This window comes from Pedobacter sp. HMWF019, from assembly GCF_003061025.1.
Classification (GTDB): domain Bacteria; phylum Bacteroidota; class Bacteroidia; order Sphingobacteriales; family Sphingobacteriaceae; genus Pedobacter.
The window spans coordinates 13158-30352 of record NZ_QAIL01000308.1 but is presented as its reverse complement, the minus strand read 5'-3'; the positions used below and the strand labels follow the sequence as shown (position 1 = coordinate 30352).

21 protein-coding genes are annotated in these 17195 nt (G+C 40.8%); 17 read left to right on the top strand and 4 right to left on the bottom strand.

Annotated elements, in window-relative coordinates; all coding sequences use genetic code 11:
• The 17 genes from DBR11_RS17395 to DBR11_RS17315 all read left to right on the top strand — a co-directional run.
• The coding region (locus DBR11_RS17395; RefSeq protein ID WP_146186570.1) for a S9 family peptidase at positions 1-1479 on the top strand (1479 nt) is incomplete at its 5' end.
• A gap of 11 nt (positions 1480-1490) precedes the next feature.
• The gene (locus tag DBR11_RS17390) at positions 1491-2858 is read left to right on the top strand and encodes a thioredoxin family protein (protein ID WP_108553917.1); all 1368 of its coding nucleotides are present in this window, start codon (positions 1491-1493) and stop codon (positions 2856-2858) included.
• A gap of 44 nt (positions 2859-2902) precedes the next feature.
• Entirely contained in the window at positions 2903-3574 is a 672-nt protein-coding gene (locus tag DBR11_RS17385; protein ID WP_146186569.1) for a hypothetical protein, read from the top strand.
• A gap of 21 nt (positions 3575-3595) precedes the next feature.
• The gene (locus DBR11_RS17380; RefSeq protein ID WP_233260800.1) at positions 3596-4456 is read left to right on the top strand and encodes an alpha/beta hydrolase; all 861 of its coding nucleotides are present in this window, start codon (positions 3596-3598) and stop codon (positions 4454-4456) included.
• A 477-nt stretch (positions 4457-4933) separates the two neighbouring features.
• Positions 4934-5083 (top strand): ORF6N domain-containing protein, encoded by a 150-nt coding sequence (locus DBR11_RS30210; RefSeq protein WP_233260799.1) that lies wholly within the window; start codon positions 4934-4936, stop codon positions 5081-5083.
• 141 nt (positions 5084-5224) lie between these two features.
• Positions 5225-5632: a hypothetical protein gene (locus tag DBR11_RS17370; protein WP_108553915.1), complete on the top strand. Its 408-nt coding sequence runs from the start codon at positions 5225-5227 to the stop codon at positions 5630-5632.
• A 15-nt stretch (positions 5633-5647) separates the two neighbouring features.
• Entirely contained in the window at positions 5648-6037 is a 390-nt protein-coding gene (locus tag DBR11_RS17365; RefSeq protein WP_108553914.1) for an AraC family transcriptional regulator, read from the top strand.
• 113 nt (positions 6038-6150) lie between these two features.
• Entirely contained in the window at positions 6151-6447 is a 297-nt protein-coding gene (locus tag DBR11_RS17360) for a hypothetical protein (RefSeq protein WP_108553913.1), read from the top strand.
• Between the two features lie 51 nt (positions 6448-6498).
• Positions 6499-7155, top strand: coding sequence for a Crp/Fnr family transcriptional regulator (locus DBR11_RS17355; RefSeq protein ID WP_146186568.1), 657 nt, complete (start codon positions 6499-6501; stop codon positions 7153-7155).
• Positions 7156-7452: 297 nt separating this feature from the next.
• The gene (locus tag DBR11_RS17350) at positions 7453-7794 is read left to right on the top strand and encodes a hypothetical protein (protein WP_108553911.1); all 342 of its coding nucleotides are present in this window, start codon (positions 7453-7455) and stop codon (positions 7792-7794) included.
• Positions 7795-8041: 247 nt separating this feature from the next.
• The gene (locus DBR11_RS17345) at positions 8042-8440 is read left to right on the top strand and encodes a hypothetical protein (RefSeq protein ID WP_146186567.1); all 399 of its coding nucleotides are present in this window, start codon (positions 8042-8044) and stop codon (positions 8438-8440) included.
• A 5-nt stretch (positions 8441-8445) separates the two neighbouring features.
• Positions 8446-8634 carry a hypothetical protein gene (locus tag DBR11_RS17340; RefSeq protein ID WP_108553909.1) on the top strand — a complete coding sequence of 63 codons (189 nt, stop codon included), beginning with the start codon at positions 8446-8448 and terminating at the stop codon, positions 8632-8634.
• Between the two features lie 278 nt (positions 8635-8912).
• Positions 8913-9560, top strand: coding sequence for a DUF6266 family protein (locus DBR11_RS17335; protein ID WP_108553908.1), 648 nt, complete (start codon positions 8913-8915; stop codon positions 9558-9560).
• A gap of 164 nt (positions 9561-9724) precedes the next feature.
• Positions 9725-10282 carry a DUF6266 family protein gene (locus tag DBR11_RS17330; RefSeq protein WP_108553907.1) on the top strand — a complete coding sequence of 186 codons (558 nt, stop codon included), beginning with the start codon at positions 9725-9727 and terminating at the stop codon, positions 10280-10282.
• Between the two features lie 85 nt (positions 10283-10367).
• Positions 10368-10892, top strand: a complete 525-nt coding sequence (locus DBR11_RS17325; protein ID WP_108553906.1) for a GNAT family N-acetyltransferase — start codon at positions 10368-10370, stop codon at positions 10890-10892.
• Between the two features lie 64 nt (positions 10893-10956).
• A complete protein-coding gene (locus tag DBR11_RS17320) occupies positions 10957-13581 on the top strand; it encodes a zinc-dependent metalloprotease (protein WP_108553905.1) in 2625 nt (874 codons plus the stop codon).
• A 171-nt stretch (positions 13582-13752) separates the two neighbouring features.
• Positions 13753-14178, top strand: a complete 426-nt coding sequence (locus DBR11_RS17315) for a cupin domain-containing protein (RefSeq protein ID WP_108553919.1) — start codon at positions 13753-13755, stop codon at positions 14176-14178.
• Positions 14179-14186: 8 nt separating this feature from the next.
• On the opposite strand, the gene DBR11_RS17310 is transcribed toward DBR11_RS17315, so the two are convergent.
• From DBR11_RS17310 to DBR11_RS17295, 4 genes are all read right to left on the bottom strand, one after another.
• Positions 14187-15341 carry an NAD(P)/FAD-dependent oxidoreductase gene (locus DBR11_RS17310; protein ID WP_199233869.1) on the bottom strand — a complete coding sequence of 385 codons (1155 nt, stop codon included), beginning with the start codon at positions 15339-15341 and terminating at the stop codon, positions 14187-14189.
• Between the two features lie 93 nt (positions 15342-15434).
• Positions 15435-15689 carry a helix-turn-helix transcriptional regulator gene (locus tag DBR11_RS17305; RefSeq protein WP_108553904.1) on the bottom strand — a complete coding sequence of 85 codons (255 nt, stop codon included), beginning with the start codon at positions 15687-15689 and terminating at the stop codon, positions 15435-15437.
• A gap of 131 nt (positions 15690-15820) precedes the next feature.
• Positions 15821-16678, bottom strand: coding sequence for a helix-turn-helix domain-containing protein (locus tag DBR11_RS17300; protein ID WP_108553903.1), 858 nt, complete (start codon positions 16676-16678; stop codon positions 15821-15823).
• Positions 16679-16721: 43 nt separating this feature from the next.
• Positions 16722-17189 carry a hypothetical protein gene (locus tag DBR11_RS17295; RefSeq protein WP_108553902.1) on the bottom strand — a complete coding sequence of 156 codons (468 nt, stop codon included), beginning with the start codon at positions 17187-17189 and terminating at the stop codon, positions 16722-16724.
• Positions 17190-17195 lie beyond the last annotated feature (6 nt).

Here is a 17195-nt window from a genome sequence, read left to right as displayed (position 1 = left end):
ATTAATACATCATGGTCATTTGTTGGCAGTGACAGGGTTTTTCCAGCTGCTAGAGGAATTGCAGCTTGGTTACCAGGTGATGAGTCCGTTTTGATTTATGACAAATATGATATCTGGAAATTAGATCCATCTGGAAAGAAAAGTCCTTGTAACCTTACCAATGAGTATGGATTACAACATCATATCGTTTTTAAGTTAGGATTATATTATGAGGATGGAATACTCTCTAAAGATGATAAACTTATATTAAGTGCTTTCAATGTCGATACAAAAGATAATGGATTCTTTTGTGTCAATATAAATAAATCTGAAGACCCTCATTTGCTATCAATGGGAGCTTATGTTTATCATTTGGATAGAAATTCGATAAGTACATTCGGCGCTATTCCAGTCAAAGCAAAGAACGCTGAAATGTATATAGTACAAAGGATGAGTGCAACGGAGTCACCGAATTATTTTAGCACTAGAGATTTTAAGACTTTTAATGTACTTACCGATCTTCATCCAGAGAAGGCATATAGTTGGTATACTTCTGAGCTTCATAATTGGAAATCACTAGATGGTAGAAATTTACAAGGTATTTTGTATAAACCGGAAAACTTTGACGCCACTAAACAATATCCAGTTATCTTTTATTTCTACGAAAAATTATCGGATGGCTTAAATGCCTTTTTAGAACCAGCATATTCGGATGGACGAATAGATATTGCCACTTATGTGAGTAATGGATATCTAGTCCTAATGCCAGATATTCACTATACACCTGGAGATCCAATGCAAGGAACTTATGATGCTGTCATTTCAGCGGCAAATTATGTATCTAAATTGCCATATGTTAATTCTAAAAAGCTTGGAATTCAAGGGCATAGTTTTGGTGGGATTCAAACTAACTATCTAGTCGCTAATACTAGTTTATTTGCGGCTGCTTGTACTGCTTCTGGATTGTCCGATATGATCAGTGCATATGGTACGGTATCAAATAGCGGTGCTAGTCTCCAAGGTAGTTTTGAAGGTGGAGGACAATATAGGATGAATGGAGCCCCTTGGGATTTAACTGAAGCCTACGTCAAAAATTCCCCGATTTTTAGGGCTAATAACATAACTACTCCATTGTTGATTATGCACAACCCAAAAGATGGGGCAGTTCCATTTTCTCAGGCCATAGAATTTTTTACACAATTACGTAGATTAGGAAAAAAAGCATGGATGTTAGTTTATCCTAATGCAGATCACACTGTTGATGGGAATCAATCAAAGGATTTTACGATACGGATGATGCAATTTTTTGACTTTTACTTAAAAGATAAGCCGGCTCCAATATGGATGTTAGATGGTATTAGTGCGTCTAGGAGAGGAATTGATACTGGACTTGAGCTTGACAGTACCGGTAGAACTCCGGGCCCAGGCTTGTTAACGCCAGAGGAGAAACGAAAAACAGACAGCTTAATGACGAGACCTATTAGAATCACACTTAAATAAAGAGAATAAGTATGAAAAAATTATTATTCAGTATGGCTTTTTTAAGCCTTACAGGCTTGAGCTTTGCTCAGAAAAAAGGAATTAAATTCGAACAGGGGCAAACCTGGGAGGAAATAAAGGCAAAAGCCAAAATAGAAAACAAGTATCTCTTTGTAGATGTGTTTGCAACCTGGTGTGGTCCCTGCAAAGCTATGGATGAAGAGGTCTTTCCAAATGAAGAACTGGGAAAATTTATGAACGAACGTTTCATCTCCGTTAAAGTGCAAATGGATTCCAATAAAATTGATACCAATCAAATCAATTCATGGTTTCAGATTGCTCATCAAATGGCAAAGGAATATGGTGTCAAGTGCTATCCAACCTATCTTTTCTTTGATTCTAATGGAGTAGCTGTTCACAAGTTTACTGGGCAATTGGATGATACGACTTTTAAAAAAGTTGCTCTGAGTGCTTTGAATCCTAAAAAGCAATATTATAACTTGATGAAGGCCTATCGTAACAAAATGTTGGATTACGGGCAAATGCCAGGATTGTCGAGATTATCTAAACATTTAGGTGAGGGTATGGACGCAAAACAGATTGCTGAAGATTACATTGTTAATTACTTATGTAAGCTGAAAGCAGAGGAGTTTTTTTCAAAAGACAACTTAACTTTTGTGACTAATGAAGGTGTGGATTCTTTTAATTCCGGTTCCAGAGCATTCTCTCTGATTTATAAGAATCCGGAAAAGACAGACAGAATAATGGGAAAGGCTGGCTTCGCGCAAAATATGATCTGTTGGGTGATTAAAAAAGAAGAGTTGTACGATAAACTCTGGAACCAGGATCGAAAAGCCAATACCGAACAACCGGATTGGAAATCGCTTAGGGCGATTATCAGTAAGAGATATACCTCCCACTATGCAGATAGTTTACTCTTACCAACACAATTGCTGTTCTATCAAATAGAAAAGAACTGGGAAGAATATGTTCGTTACGTCGAAACAGCATTTAAACAGTACCCTCCGAGAAGGGAAGGACGGAAATTTGCTAGTGCTGTAGGAGTTAATCCTTATAGTGCTGGTACGGATGCGTGGGCATTAAATGAGGTAGCTTGGAAATTATTCTTGAATACAGATAAGTTAGAGCTGCTAGAGAGAGGCCTAGCTTATAGTGAGTTTTCAATTGACTTGGATATTCCAAAATCAGGAAATCTTAATCAATATCTGGACACCAAAGCCAATTTGTTGTACAAATTAGGACGCGTTAAAGAGGCTATTGCAACTGAAGAAAAGGCCATTAGAGATCCCTTTTCTACCATTTTTGTGAAAGAGTACGAACATACTTTACTTAAAATGCGGTTAGGCGAGGCAACTTGGCCAGTTTTAGTAACTAAGTGATAGACTAATAAAGTATAATAATACTGAACCAAATAACTAGAATTATGAAAACGACATTATTATCCATCACGATGCTCTTATCAGTGCTTATTCTGGCATCCTGTAAAAAACAAGAAATCAAAACGACCCCATTGGCGAGTATTCAAATCACCAATGTGCTAATTGGCGGAAGTGAATTACAGTTTGGAACCAATGCGGCAACTATTCCAAGTAATGCATATACTGCATATGGCATTTTAACTGGAAGTCAGGTGTTGAAATTATCATCAACAGTTTCGCCCAATCCAGTGTATTACAACCAAACCAAAGATTTTGTAAACGGGGGAGTGTACTCGCTGTTCTTAACCGGAACGCCTGCTACCGTTGAAGCGGTGTTTTTAAAAGAGGAAAACATCCCTTCGCATACGGTTGATGTGTTTGGTGCAAGGGTGATTAACCTGGTAACGGATGATGTTCCAATTAGCGTGAACTTGCAAGGCAGTGCTAACGGATCGTTTGTAAGTAGCCTTGCTTATAAAGCCATTTCGACTTTCAAGGATGTTTCTTCAGTAGCCACTGAAGGGAATAAGGTTTTTGAATTCAGAGATGCTGCTACTGGTGCGTTGATTACATCGTTTACTGTACCAAGTTATGATCTACCTAGGTTTAGGAACATTACACTAGTGTTTTCTGGTGCATTAGGAGAGGAGACTGTTATTAGAGCGAATAACTATTGAACCTTTTAGATCGGATTACTTATGAAACATAAAATATTAACTCTGATGCTCTTTTTAATGGTGGGGTACACTGCGGTAGCACAACAAGTGCTGCCGCTCTACCCCGACAGCGTTCCCGGAAGTATAGTAAAACTCTCCAAAGAAGAAGAGCCAACCTTGACCCTATATGTACCCATTAAAGAAAAAGCAACTGGAACTGCAGTTCTGGTCATCCCGGGAGGGGCTTATGGCTTCCTGGCCTTTGAAGAAGAAGGCATTGCTATAGGCAAAGCCTTTGCAGAAAAAGGAATTGCAGCCTTTGTGCTCAAATATCGCTTGCCGAAAAAGGAAACGATGCGGGATAAAAGCTTTGGACCACTCATGGACGCGCAACAGGCCATGAAAGTGATCCGGTCCAATGCGACAAACTGGAACGTTAATCCCGCTAAAGTTGGTGCAATTGGTTATAGCGCAGGAGGGCATTTGGCTTCGACCTTAGGAACGCATTTCTCTAAAAGCTATATCCTGAATAAAGATAACATCAGCCTCCGGCCAGACTTTATGATCCTGGTTTATCCTGTGATCAGTATGAATGATCAGCTCACTCATATGGGTTCTAAGATTAACTTATTGGGAATGGAACCAAGTAAAGAAAAAGTAGCTTTGTTTTCCAATGAGCTGCAGGTAAGTAAAGATACCCCACCAACTTATTTAACGCATTGCGGAGATGATCAGGTGGTGGATGTAAACAACAGCATTGTGTTTTACCAGGCTTTGCAGAAGAATGGGGTAGATGCAGAATTGCATTTGTTCCCGAAAGGGAATCATGGGTTTACGCAGAGGTTGCCAGTGAGTGAGTGGATGGAGCCGATGTTAGGGTTTTTGAAGAGGGAAGGGTTTTGAAAAAGCCTCTATCCGTCACTCCGTGCCACCTTTCTCCACAAGTGGAGAAAGCGCAATTGGGTTAGCGAGTGTGTTATAATCCACTTGCTAGGTAAGGCGACATGTAAATAGGCGTAATACAGGCTAGGCGCCATACAACCTCTCGCCCCTCCGGGGAGAGATGCCCACAGGGCAGAGAGGGGAATAACCGCTTATTCCAGCGGAATATAAAGAGGATGTTGTTCTTTGAAATTGTTTGTGAAAGGAAGGTTGCATTGCAAAATATTGGTGTTTATTTTGTTTTATTTATGTATAATACAAAATATTTCTTTTTGGTTAATGTTGTGGTTTTGCATAAGTTTGTATTAATAATAGATGAGTTATGACAGAAAAGCTAATCGGGGTGCCGAATGAAATTGTATTGAAAAAAATCCATTTAATTAGAGATCAGAAAGTGATGTTAGATAGTGACTTGGCAGAACTTTATGGTGTTCTTTTATGTTCCAGCTTAATGAAGATGAGTGGGCCACTTTGATATCACAATCTGTGATATCAAACGAAGGTAGAGGCGGAAGGCGTAAATTACCATATGTTTTCGGTGAACATGGTATTTTAATGTTATCGAGTGTGTTAAATAGCCCTTCTTAGTTTCTTTTTATACGCTTTCTTTCACAAACCATATTTACTGTTTTAATTGTTGTCACCCTGCGTTGTGCTTTCGTGGGGTGATGCTTCGTGTACCTAATCATCATCATTATTGTCAATCACCTTAATTTAACATCTCTACCTATGACTAAATATCTTCAAAAAACCGGTGCTGAACTTTTCTTTGCTTTGCTGCAGGAAATAGGGAACACCCGCAAACCTATCGAGCCTTTGTTCTGGGAACGGTTGACGCATGCGCATTATACGATGACCTCGGACATCTTTGATATTATCGCTAATAACAATCAAAAGCAAACGGCTAAACTGTTGATTGGGGTTAGAAAGTTATTGGTCAAACTTCGGCAGATCAAGGGGGTGGATCTATTGATTCGTTTTGATCCTGAACTGACGGATATTGGTGGTGCTGCGGGGAAGGGGGAGCCTGATGTTTTTAGGTTGAAACTGGTTCATCTGGTGTTGGTTGAGCTGGACAGGGTGATTGATTTTATTATTGATTATAAACCGATACCGCGGGTGCCGAAGAAGATTTGATTAAATGTTATAGTGATGTTGCAGGAAACGAATATTTACGCAAAGGGGCTTAGTCTGGCAGAGGTGGACCATTGTCCTCCAGACTTTAAACGATTAAAGGTATTGCAGTCTTTGATTGAACTGGATTTTAGACACAACCGGGATATTACTGTCTATGCGGTAAAAATGGATACCAGCATTCATGCTTTGAACAGATTTGCTAAGGCTTATTTGGGGAGATCGGTTTATGAGTTGCTGCAGGACAGGATTTACCGGGAGGCTTTGTATTTGTTGCAGTATACGAGGCATTCGGTCAAGGAGATTTCGGAGTTGCTGGGCTTCTGTGACTCGGGTTATTTCTGCAGGTGGTTTAAGCAGAGAAATGGGGAAACGGCTAAGGTTTACAGAAAGGGGTTTAAGACGTGAATTACAGGGTGCCTAAGGGATGTTAACGCCCTTTTTTAACCCCACATTCAATCAGAATTTTGCTAATAATTCACATAATTCATAACCAACTATAAAAACATAAATAAAACTGTATGATTAAAACAAGTGACCTGGTCCAGTATTTCTGGACTCATTCTAACCTCATTACCAGCAAAGAAGGTGTGGAAGCTGCGCTTCATGGGGATCAACTTATTGAGGTGAGTGTGATGCTCCGTAATCATGAGGAAAACGAAATTCGGCTTCAGCTGAGAACTTCTTTTAACTCGCCTCTTAGATTCATTGAAGCTTTTAACCTGCAGTATCCGGAGGATGTTAAAAAGATCAGCATGGAACACCTGATGATCTTGTATAAAAACGGAAAGGCGGAACTCAGCGTAACTGAATGCTAGATCACCTTTTAAATCAACCTATCCTATAAAAAAAACTAACTTATTAAATTTATGTCTCTTTTTACCAATAAGGAATTGATGCGTATCGTTCCTATGCCTAAAACGGCATTTCAAAGATTAGTCGATTATTTAAGAGTTATAAACCCCCTGCATCCGGATCTGGAACCTTATCTGGCTGCGGTAATGATTTCAAGAATTTGCCTTGCAACTCATGATATTCACCTGCAGGACGATGTGATTGATAAAGCTTATTTTATTGTAAGTGGTTTTATGATGGCTTATTATCTGGATGAGGCTGGAAATGAGCATGTATTGAAAATTTACCGTGCGGGCGAAATTGTGGCTGGGAGTAGTTTTATGAATGCATGGCCTTCCAGGTATTATTTGAAGATCTACAGAGATGCGTTAGTGATGGAAGTTACGCATGCGCAAATGCAAACTGGTTATCAGACCATTCCGGATATGGAGGAACTTGCCCGCTTAACTGTTGCCAGTTTTGAGAACAAGGAAGTACTGCGTGATGAAATGATCCGTAAAGGTGGAGAGGAGAGTGTGCTTCATTTTTATAGGGCAAATCTTGAGTTATTACCTCCCGGTAAAATCATCAAGGATCATCACATTGCCAGTTATCTGCATATGTCTGTGGATAATTTGCAGCATATCCGTACTTTTTTGATCAAAAAAGCTCTGTTGCCGAATAAAAAGTGACGAAATTCCGTAAAATAACGGAGTTGGTGTTGTTTTAGTTACTGATCTTTAGGTATACTAAATTAAACTACTCTTATATATGAAAACTACGCTGCTCGGTTACCTATCTACATTTCGAATTAAAACAAACACTCCTGCCGCCGTTGGCCTGGTTAGCCCTGGCTGGGGTGTTGTCGGTTAATACCCGCGGGTGCCAGTGGTTCTGGTATCCGCTTGTTTCTTTCCTGAATATTCTTTGTGGCGCGCGACACGGATTGAATATATAATCAATTAATTAATTTATTAAAAAAACAAATTATGAAAAAATCGTTTAAAGCGGCTTTAATGGTCGTGCTGTGTGCTGGCGGATTGACCGCAGCTTTTGCTTTTACTCCTAATAGTGGCGACAATCCTGTGAAAAAAATGGTGGCTCCGAAAGCCTATATCTACAATTTGAGCACTGCTACTGGTGCAAGGGATGCGGCCAACTGGACTCCGGTTACGGGTACGGCGCCAAGTTGTGGTATTGCGGGATCGGTGCCTTGCAAGGTTGTGTTTGATAGTTCTGTGTATCCTACGTTGCAGGATTACATTAATGATCAGGGATTTAGTAGTGATGCGGAAGTGGCTTACGGGCCTGGTGTTGTGAGTAAGCAATAACCGTTTTTGTGAAAAATATGTTTTCTGATCGCGCTGAGCCTTACAGGCTCTGAGGCTTGATCATGAAAACATATTTTTCCTGGGCGCAGACCTGGTTGGTGTATAGCCTTTCCGGGTGGTGACCTGGAAAGGCCGAGATCCCGGATCAGGTCCGGGATGACGAAAAGGGTATAGAAAACCCGCAGCGGGCAGTAATGCTCTGTTCTGCGGGTTTTTATTTTTTAATCAATTTTAAACTTAAATATTAATGAATAACCATTTACGATTGAACATTTATTTGATGAGGGGGAACCGGGCTTGCTTGGTTTTTAAGAAGGACGGGATACTTTTTAGGGTGAACCGCTTGGTTAGGGCGCTGGAGTTTGTGGCGGAGATGGAGTTGTTGGCTAGGGGGATTGCTGCTGGTGGGATGCAGGAGTTTTATTATGAGCTGGTTGATGACCGGGGTGTGCAGTTGGTTTTTGAGTGTGGTTTTGATCTGGAGGTGTTGTCTTTGTGTGTTTGGAGGCCTGATGGAAAGGCTTCTGGGTTGATGATTAGGGTGTTTAGCTGGGTGGGGAGCGGGAATGATTTTAGGAAAGCGGTGCGGGGTTTGACCCTGATGGCTGGTTGTGCCAGGTTGTTTAGGGTGTATAGAAAGGGGTGAATTTTATGGCTAGGTTGTTTGTGTATACAAAGGACGTGCAGGTGTTGACGGGAAAGGGTAGAACTGCTGCGCAGAAGCTCATTGCGGCCATTAAGGCGGAGTTGAATAAGGGCCGGAAGGACCTGGTTACTGTGGAGGAGTTTTGCAGGTATACGGGTTTGACGTTGGGATTGGTTTTGGAGCAGTTGCAATAGAGACGGCCGGAGTATATCCGGCCGTTTTTGAATTTGCATGGATTGGTGGTCTGGTTCATACTGGTGAAACTGATTGTCTGAGCAAAAAACACTTGGGTTTCTATGCCTGCTTTTGATCGTTTTTGGCTGTCGATGCCTGTCTGTGCCTGCTGCTCTAGGATGTTGTAAATGGCTGATATACTTTTGTTTCGTAGGCTTTTGAAATCGCCGTGGCGCCGCGGCTGAGTTGGGGAGTTTATGAATTAACATGAGTATTTAACATTTAAAATTTCTAGAAAATGGGAAAGTTTTTAAAAGGAATCCTTGGAGGATTTAGTGGAAAAATTGGTAACGTAATTGGCGCTGTTTGGCGGGGTGTAGACTACATGCGGAGTTTGCCGCGTAAGTCTAATAAACCGGCTACGGAGGCGCAGTTGATACCGCGTTTAAAATTGAAAGTGGTGGTTGGTTTTTTAAGGTCAATCAATGATCTGATTAAGCTTGGTTACCAATCTTACAAGGGTAAGCAGACGCCTATGAATGCGGCAGTTGCTTTTCATATTGATAAGGCGATTACGGGTGTTTATCCGAACTTGAACATCAATTTTCCGAAGGTGGTGTTTAGTAAGGGGCATTTGCTGAGGCCTTCGGCTCCTGGAGTGGAATCTGTTACTCCGGCTAAGATCAAGTTTGAGTGGTTGAACAATGCGCCTGCTACGGGTAGTTCTACTGCTGCAACGGATATGGCAACTTTACTGTTGTATAATCCGGACAAGGAGCAGTTTGTGACGGCGGAGGATGTTGCTGCACGTAGTGCATTGACTTTTACGTTAAGTGTGCCTGCCGAGTGGATTGGTGATGATGTGCATTGCTGGATGAGCTTTGTGAGTGTAAACCGCAAAGAAGTTTCTGATAGTGTGTATGTAGGAACGACTGCGGTGTTGTAGATGAGGAAGGGTAATGCGCCAGGTTATGACAGGCGCGTTACCCTTCGTTTTTTAAAATAAAACCAAAAGATAAACAAAATGGGAAGATATAAAAATGGAATAAATGTGCTTTTTCTGGAAAGATTGGGAAAGTAATAGGTGCAAGCAACAGAGGTATTGATTACATGAGGAGCCTTGCCCGGCCATCAACGAAACCGGCTACTCCGGCGCAAAAGAACCAACGGTTAAAGATGTCTATTGTTAGTGGCTGGCTGAGGCCTTTGCTGGGCGTGATTAATATAGGCTATCAAAGCTTTAGTGGTGTACTTACCCCAATGAATGCTTGTGTGTCTTATCACTTGAAAAATGCTTTGACGGGAGCTGATTCTGTATGTGAAATGGATTATTCGAAGGCCATTTTTAGCAGGGGAGAGTTGCTGAATTCAACAATTAGAGAAATCCAACAAATGGCCGGATGCCAATTGCTCGTCAAATGGGAGAATGCATCGCCTTCTCTTTTCTGCGCAGGTAACGATCAGGCCAATTTCGTCTTTTATAACCCCGATAAGCAAGCCTATTTGACTTTTGAAAATATTGCTGATCGATCAGCAAAAAAAGTGAGTTTAAAAATGGCGGAAAGCTTTACGGGAGATGCTATATATGGATGGATGCATTTTACCAATACAGCAACTGGAATGGTGAGCACATCCGTATATTTAGGGCAGGTCTTTATTTGGTTGTGAATCTTTGGCTTTAAAAAAGATACCGCTAATACCAGTTAGTTAATGTCCGTAAATATTCATAAGTTGGGAAATAAAAGTAATATATATGACAAGGATTATTGAAACGGAGCGGCTTTATTTTAGGGAATTGTTAAATACGGATGTTCCTGGCATTTTTAGTTTAGATTCTGATCCTGAAGTACATCAGTATCTGGGGAATAATCCAATTAAAACTATTCAGCAGGCAGAGAATGTTATAAAATTTATTAGGCAACAATATATTGACAACGGGGTTGGGCGTTTGGCGATCATTGAAAAAGAAACAAATGATTTTGTAGGGTGGGGTGGTTTTAAATTGATAACTGATTTAACTAATGGCCGTAAGGATTATTATGATTTGGGTTATAGATTTATAAAAAAGTCTTGGGGAAAGGGCTATGCTACTGAATCGACAAGGGCGGCAGTGGAATATGGCTTTAACAAGCTTAAACTTCCTGTAATTTATGCGATAGCGGATACGGGTAATTTGCAATCTCAGAAAGTGCTGAAAAAATGTGGTTTTACAGAAAAGGAGGTGTTTGATTATGGTGCTGTTCCACATTACTGGTATGAACTTTTAAATATCCAGTAACATTTGTTGGGTTAAGTGATCTTAATGTAAGATTCATTCATAAACCTAACAAACTATTATCCAGATGAAAAAAACCATTACTCTGCTATCGCTGGTTCTGTTTTTGGCCAGTGGGGCTTTTGCTCAAAAGAAGAAAAAGGCATTAGCGGCTGATTCCTTAAAGAAAGTTCAGGCAACTCCCCCTAAACCTAGTATTACGGAAAAGATCAAATCCAGTAAGAAAATTGATGGTCTTTTTGCAATGTACAGAGATACTATAACAGGTAGTGTTCAGATGTATGTTAAAAAAGACCAGTTGGGCAAAGATTATATTTATCAGAGCTTTTCTATGGGCGGGCCAACCACCTTGTTCCTTAATCAGAATATGATCAGAACCACCTGGTTGTTTTATATTCAGAAATCTGATGATAAAATTGAGCTTCTGCAAAGAAATACAAACTTTTATCATGATAAGTCAAATCCTGTAAGTAAAGCGGCCAATGTTGACGTTTCGGATGCTGTTTTTTATAGTGATAAAGTTGCTGCACAGGATTCTCTTGGGTATTTAATTTCGGTTGATGGTCTTTTTCTCGGAGACAAATTGGATCCGGTTAAGCCGGTTTTCCCTCCAACATTGCCTCCGGGCGCGATGTTTAATCTGGGGAATTTAAATACCTCTAAGTCGAAATATCAAAAGATACGTTCCTTTCCAGGAAATACAGATGTGGTGGTAGAGCTTGCTTATGACAATCCTATGCCTTTGAATGGTGGGGGAAAGGACATTACTGATGCCCGCTATGTAAGGGTTAAAATGCAGCATTCTTTTCTTGAAGTACCTAAAAATGATTTCCGCCCGCGTCGTGATGATCCGAGGGTAGGTTATTTTGGCAGTGAAGTAGATAACCTGACTTCTTTATCTTCAACGCCATATAAAGATTTTATCAGTCGCTGGAATCTTAAAAAGAAAGATCCGTCGGCTGCATTGAGCGAGCCGGTTGAGCCGATTGTTTTCTGGATTGAAAATACGACTCCATTGGAGTATCGCCCGATTATTAAAGAAGCTGGTGAGAAATGGAATGAAGCATTTGAGAAAGCTGGTTTTAAAAATGCGGTGGTTATGAAACAGATGTCTGACACAGCTACCTGGGATCCGGCTGATATTTCGTATAATGTAATCCGTTGGGTATCCTCGGCTTATCCTTCTTATGGTGCTATCGGTCCAAGTTTTTATAATCCTTTAACCGGCCAGATTTTAGGGGCTGATATTACTGTAGAGTGGCGTTCTGGTGCTGGTACAGTGGTTACTGATGATTTGTTTAATGGTGGTAATTCGGCTTTAAAACTGCCTTGGGAAAATCCTGCTGAAGCTGTTTCCGGAAAGTCAGCACAGATGAATGGCTTTGATAAGAACCATATGGCTTCTTGTGCATTGGCGCAGGAATTAAGTATGCAGTATCAGGCGGGTTTAACGGCTATTGAGGCGCTTGATGCAGATATGCCTGAGGCAAAGAGGGCAGAGACTGTGCGTGAAATGCACAAACAGTTTTTGTATTACCTGATCATGCATGAAATGGGGCATACATTGGGGCTTAATCATAATATGAAAGCCAGTCAAATGCTAAGCCCTGCGCAGATGAATGATGTAGCACTTACCCGTAAAATTGGATTGCAGGGATCTGTAATGGATTATCCAGCTGTAAATGTGAGCAGTGATCGCAGCAAGCAGGGGGATTATTATACTACTAAAGCGGGGCCTTATGATTTATGGGCTATTGAATATGGGTATACTCCGTTTAGTGAGGCGGAAGAAGAAGCTGGATTGAATAAAATTTTAAGCCGTAGTACTGATCCGCAACTTGCTTTTGGTAATGATGCTGATGATATGCGGAGCCCGGGTGGGGGTATAGATCCTCGGGTAAATGTGAATGACCAGACCAATGATATGGTTGCATATGGTGAAGACAGGTTTAAGTTGGTGAACACGATGATGCCAAAGCTGAAATCTCGTTTTAGTAAAACAGGTCAGAGTTACCAGGAGTTGCGTCAGCGTTATCTGCAGCTTAACAATCAGCGTTTAGGTATGGCTACTGCGGTAAGTCGTTATATTGGTGGTGTTTACGTGGACAGAAGTTTTGTTGGACAAAAGACAACAACTGCACCGTTTACTCCTGTTCCTGTGGCTTATCAGAAAAAGGCAATGGCGCTATTGGGTAAATATGTGTTTGCTCCAGATGCTTTTGATGCGGATAAAACACTATTTCCTTATCTACAGGTTCAAAGACGTGGATTTGGATTTTTTGGGACTACTGAAGACGTTAAACCTCAGAATATTTTCGTTTCTATACAGTTGAATACGCTTGCTCAGCTCTTGCATCCAACTACTTTGAGCAGAATCAACAACAGTGGGCTGTATGGCAATACGTATTCTGTGGCAAACGTAATGAGTGATTTGTCTAATGATATTTTTGCTGCAGATCTTAAAACAAATGTGAACCTGTTTCGCCAAAATCTGCAAACTGAATTTGTAAAGGCTTCTGCAAGTATTGTTTCTGCTCCTGCAGGTTATGATAATGCAAGTAAAGCAGCTGCACTTTATACTTTGAGAAAGATAAAAACTCAGCTTGGTGGTGCGGTTTCAACAAACGAGCAAACAAAGGCTCACCGTGCAAATCTGGCTTTCTTAATTGATAAAGCTTTAGTGGTTAAATAAAATTGTAATATTGCGTAAAGAAGCCCAATTCCTTATGGGGGTTGGGCTTCTTTATGATCTGAAGCGACCAAAATCAGTAAAAATGGTTAGATTATCCGTAATTTGTATAACTATTTGCAACTTATTGTTTCCGAAATTTGTTGTGTGATTAAAAGAAACAAGGATTTAAATATGGAAACAACAAACAATCAAAATAACGCCTCTATTTTTCCATTGGGAAATGCGGGACCTGCTGAATGGTTTAGTGGTGAAGTGCATGTTCAAACTTTGGTAAGCCCCGATCAGATGGAGGGTCTGTACACTGTTGGGCAGGTGACATTTAGCCCTGGTGGCAGAACGCACTGGCATACGCATCCTATAGGTCAGGTATTGCTGGTTACGGAGGGAAAGGGCTGGTATCAGGAACGCGGCAAACCTGCGCAGGTGCTAACAAAAGGAACAACAGTGGCTATTCCTAAAGATGTGGAACATTGGCATGGTGGGGCTGCTGACAGCAAGTTAGTGCATATTGCTATTTCCAATTTCAGTGGTGGGAGCAGTGTAACATGGATGACGGCTGTTACCGATGAGGAATATGCAGCGGTGAATAAGAAATAGCATTTCAATCATCCGTTTTGGTTAAAGAGTTGTGTGAATTTCTTGACCGATTCTTCTGAAGGGGAGGCAAAATCTTTTATCCCTTCGAGTGCTTCTTTCCCTAATATTGCAGCTCTCGCCAGCATTCGTTTTTCATATGCTGCAATGGCGGCTTGTGTGGTCTGGAATTTAGGACTGGTTAGACATTCACTTAAATCCAAAGCATCCAGCATGGCGGTATTTACCCCTTCGCCTGATGGGGGCATCAAATGAGCTGCATCTCCAATAAGGGTGAGGTTCGGTTGTGCCTCCCAATGCTGGTTTAAGGGAAAATAATCCAGAGGCCTTGGCGTAAAATGGGTACAGGATTTGAAAAGGGTGAAAAATATGGGATCCCAGCCTTCATGATGCTTAGCCAGGTAAGCATATACTTCTTCGCTGTTGTTAAAATCTATTCCGCTGGTTTCGATCCAGTTTTCTGGGTAAAGTGATGATGCATAAAACGTTAGCCCGCCATCGCCCCGTGGTTGCACAGCGATGGTTTTTCCAATGCCCATGACAATAAGGTTGGCATTGTTAACCAGGGTATTAATTTCGGGGCATTCTTTTTCAGGATTCTCTATTTCGCCCTGGATAATGGTCGCACCCGAATACTGCGCTTTAATGTCCGTTAGGTAAGTGCGAATCTTTGAGCGGTACCCTTCTGCACCGATGACGATATCTGCAGTAGCCGTTGTGCCGTTTTTAAATTGGAGTTCCCAGATATTATTTACCTGGACCATGTTTACAAATTGACTGTCCCAAACGACGGTGTCTGGCAGAAGTGCGTCTATCAATAGATTTCTTAATGCTCCTCTGTCAATCTCAGGTCTGAAGTGTTGGTTGCCAAAACCAAGTTCAGAATCTTGCCCTTGTTCGTCTGTAAGGATGTTCCCGTTATGATCAATCATGCGGTACTTGTCGGCTCCAGGCATGTAATTCGCTTTAAAAGCATCCATCAAATCTGCGGCTTCAATAACTTTCAGGCCTGAATCAAAGTGCAAATCAACAATTGCACCCTGCACGCGCGCTTCTTTGCTATAGTCGCGTTCATAAACCTTTACGTTTATTCCTTTAAGCTGTAAAAGCCTCGCTAATGTTAAACCGCCTGGACCGCCGCCTACAATGGCTATTTCTTTTTCCATTTTTATATCCTTTTGTAATTGGTACAAAGGAACATCTTAATCCAGGTGTAAACAATGTTGATACGCAGTGAGTATAGGACTAATCGAAGTTTTTTAGTTGTGATCTGCGAGTGTCTGTGACATTTCCTGTAGTTTTTTTATACTGAAAGCATGCCTGCCGTTTAGCCACCTGGAAATTTCGTCGTGATTGATATCTACTATAGCCGAAAGATCGGTTGAATTGAGTCCTTTTTCTGATAAAAAGTTTGCTGTTTTATCAGCAACTTCCTGATTTACTCTGGTTAACTCTTCAATTGCAGGATTTCCACTTTCCTCCAGCCAAATCGAAACAAAATCGTTTTCTTCCATTTATTTTATACTTATTAATTTGATATTATTGAATGCTTTGATTTTATAAATCATCAATTGTTCTAACAGGGGGCCAAATTTAGTAATTATATAAATGATTGCAACCTTGCTCCATAAAAGCTTTAGAGGATTTAACCGAAATTTCTGGTCCGAAAAGTTAATGGTGTCATTCTTGTAACTTTAACAAATAGCCGGGTAAAGTAAGCGTAATCATCATAACCAAGTTGGCCTGCGATTTCTTTTATGGATTTATCGGAATGGCAGAGTAGGCGTTTGGCTTCTAAAACAACGCGTTGCTGTATATGGTATGAAACGGGATGCCCTGTTGTGTTCTTGACACATTCGTTGAGGTAGGGGGTAGATATGTTCAGGCTGTTAGCATATTCGCCTGGACTTTTTACTGTTGTAAAATCATGTTCTAATAAGGATTTGAATGATTTGGTAATCGTTTCAAAACGTGATGGGTTCTCTGTGGTTTTAGATTGTGCTAAATACTGGGATATGACAAGGGTGATTAGGGTATTGCAACTTTCTTTGAGAATGGAATTAAATAGCTTTTCTTGTTTCCTTTCAGAAAATTGTATGCAGAGAGAAGCTGTTTCTGAAAGAATAGATAGTGTTTCTGTATTTAAGGTTAAAGCATTTACTGGTGTGAGTTCTGCCAGTAACTTCAGGTTCTCTGGCAGCAGATTTTCGCTGGTGATGATCCAACTGGTAAACTTTGCATTTTCAAACGATATTACACGGTGTATCTGATCAGGGTGTATATAGATAATGGATGATGCTTCTATGCGATGTGTTTGAAAGTCAATTTCAATATGAGTTGTTCCTTTTTCCTGTAAGATAAATATATGCCCGTTGTCCCGGTGTGGTCGGGCAACTTCTTGAGCATCGGGAAGACCGTTAAACGATGTGCTCGCAATAATGATTCCTTCTCTGATTCCGGAAGGTAAGGTGTTGACAGGGATATGCTTACTTTTTTTTCGCATCGTTTAACCTTGCAAAGGTAGCTTATTGCTTAGTTTTTTTATATCATGGCATTATCGAGGGCGTTTGCTCAAGAATATATCTTGTCCTTTGTTGTTGTAAGGAGGTATCGGTACTTAAAGTAAGGTTTTGGCCTTTATATAGCTGGTAAATGGTACCTGAGGTTGTGGTTTTAACCATTTCAAGCGATTGTAGATCACCTGGGATGTTAGCGCCAAACCAATGCTTGTCGGGCTGCTTTTTCCAGGTAACCAGAGCAAATATTTCTCCCGCCGGCCTTAGTTTAGTGCTGCTCCTGGCATTTGTTTGTGCAGTGTTGTTGCCATATAAGGTTGACATGGTATTTGATTTGACGTTGATGGAGGAGTTTATGACTTTAAAACCCATTTTACTAAAGTTTAATCCGGCAGGTAAGGAGGCTTGTTGATTAAGCAGATCAGCAGGTTTTTTATTTTCGGTACAGGCGGTAACCAGCAGTGCGATGCTTGCCATTAAGTATATTGCTTTTTTCATGACGGG

Coding starts and splice junctions, on each gene's coding strand:
- DBR11_RS17390 (WP_108553917.1), top strand. CDS start 1,491: ATGAAAAAATTATTATTCAGTATGGCTTTTTTAAGCCTTACAGGCTTG.
- DBR11_RS17385 (WP_146186569.1), top strand. CDS start 2,903: ATGAAAACGACATTATTATCCATCACGATGCTCTTATCAGTGCTTATT.
- DBR11_RS17380 (WP_233260800.1), top strand. CDS start 3,596: ATGAAACATAAAATATTAACTCTGATGCTCTTTTTAATGGTGGGGTAC.
- DBR11_RS30210 (WP_233260799.1), top strand. CDS start 4,934: ATGTTCCAGCTTAATGAAGATGAGTGGGCCACTTTGATATCACAATCT.
- DBR11_RS17370 (WP_108553915.1), top strand. CDS start 5,225: ATGACTAAATATCTTCAAAAAACCGGTGCTGAACTTTTCTTTGCTTTG.
- DBR11_RS17365 (WP_108553914.1), top strand. CDS start 5,648: ATGTTGCAGGAAACGAATATTTACGCAAAGGGGCTTAGTCTGGCAGAG.
- DBR11_RS17360 (WP_108553913.1), top strand. CDS start 6,151: ATGATTAAAACAAGTGACCTGGTCCAGTATTTCTGGACTCATTCTAAC.
- DBR11_RS17355 (WP_146186568.1), top strand. CDS start 6,499: ATGTCTCTTTTTACCAATAAGGAATTGATGCGTATCGTTCCTATGCCT.
- DBR11_RS17350 (WP_108553911.1), top strand. CDS start 7,453: ATGAAAAAATCGTTTAAAGCGGCTTTAATGGTCGTGCTGTGTGCTGGC.
- DBR11_RS17345 (WP_146186567.1), top strand. CDS start 8,042: ATGAATAACCATTTACGATTGAACATTTATTTGATGAGGGGGAACCGG.
- DBR11_RS17340 (WP_108553909.1), top strand. CDS start 8,446: ATGGCTAGGTTGTTTGTGTATACAAAGGACGTGCAGGTGTTGACGGGA.
- DBR11_RS17335 (WP_108553908.1), top strand. CDS start 8,913: ATGGGAAAGTTTTTAAAAGGAATCCTTGGAGGATTTAGTGGAAAAATT.
- DBR11_RS17330 (WP_108553907.1), top strand. CDS start 9,725: ATGAGGAGCCTTGCCCGGCCATCAACGAAACCGGCTACTCCGGCGCAA.
- DBR11_RS17325 (WP_108553906.1), top strand. CDS start 10,368: ATGACAAGGATTATTGAAACGGAGCGGCTTTATTTTAGGGAATTGTTA.
- DBR11_RS17320 (WP_108553905.1), top strand. CDS start 10,957: ATGAAAAAAACCATTACTCTGCTATCGCTGGTTCTGTTTTTGGCCAGT.
- DBR11_RS17315 (WP_108553919.1), top strand. CDS start 13,753: ATGGAAACAACAAACAATCAAAATAACGCCTCTATTTTTCCATTGGGA.
- DBR11_RS17310 (WP_199233869.1), bottom strand. CDS start 15,341: ATGGAAAAAGAAATAGCCATTGTAGGCGGCGGTCCAGGCGGTTTAACA.
- DBR11_RS17305 (WP_108553904.1), bottom strand. CDS start 15,689: ATGGAAGAAAACGATTTTGTTTCGATTTGGCTGGAGGAAAGTGGAAAT.
- DBR11_RS17300 (WP_108553903.1), bottom strand. CDS start 16,678: ATGCGAAAAAAAAGTAAGCATATCCCTGTCAACACCTTACCTTCCGGA.
- DBR11_RS17295 (WP_108553902.1), bottom strand. CDS start 17,189: ATGAAAAAAGCAATATACTTAATGGCAAGCATCGCACTGCTGGTTACC.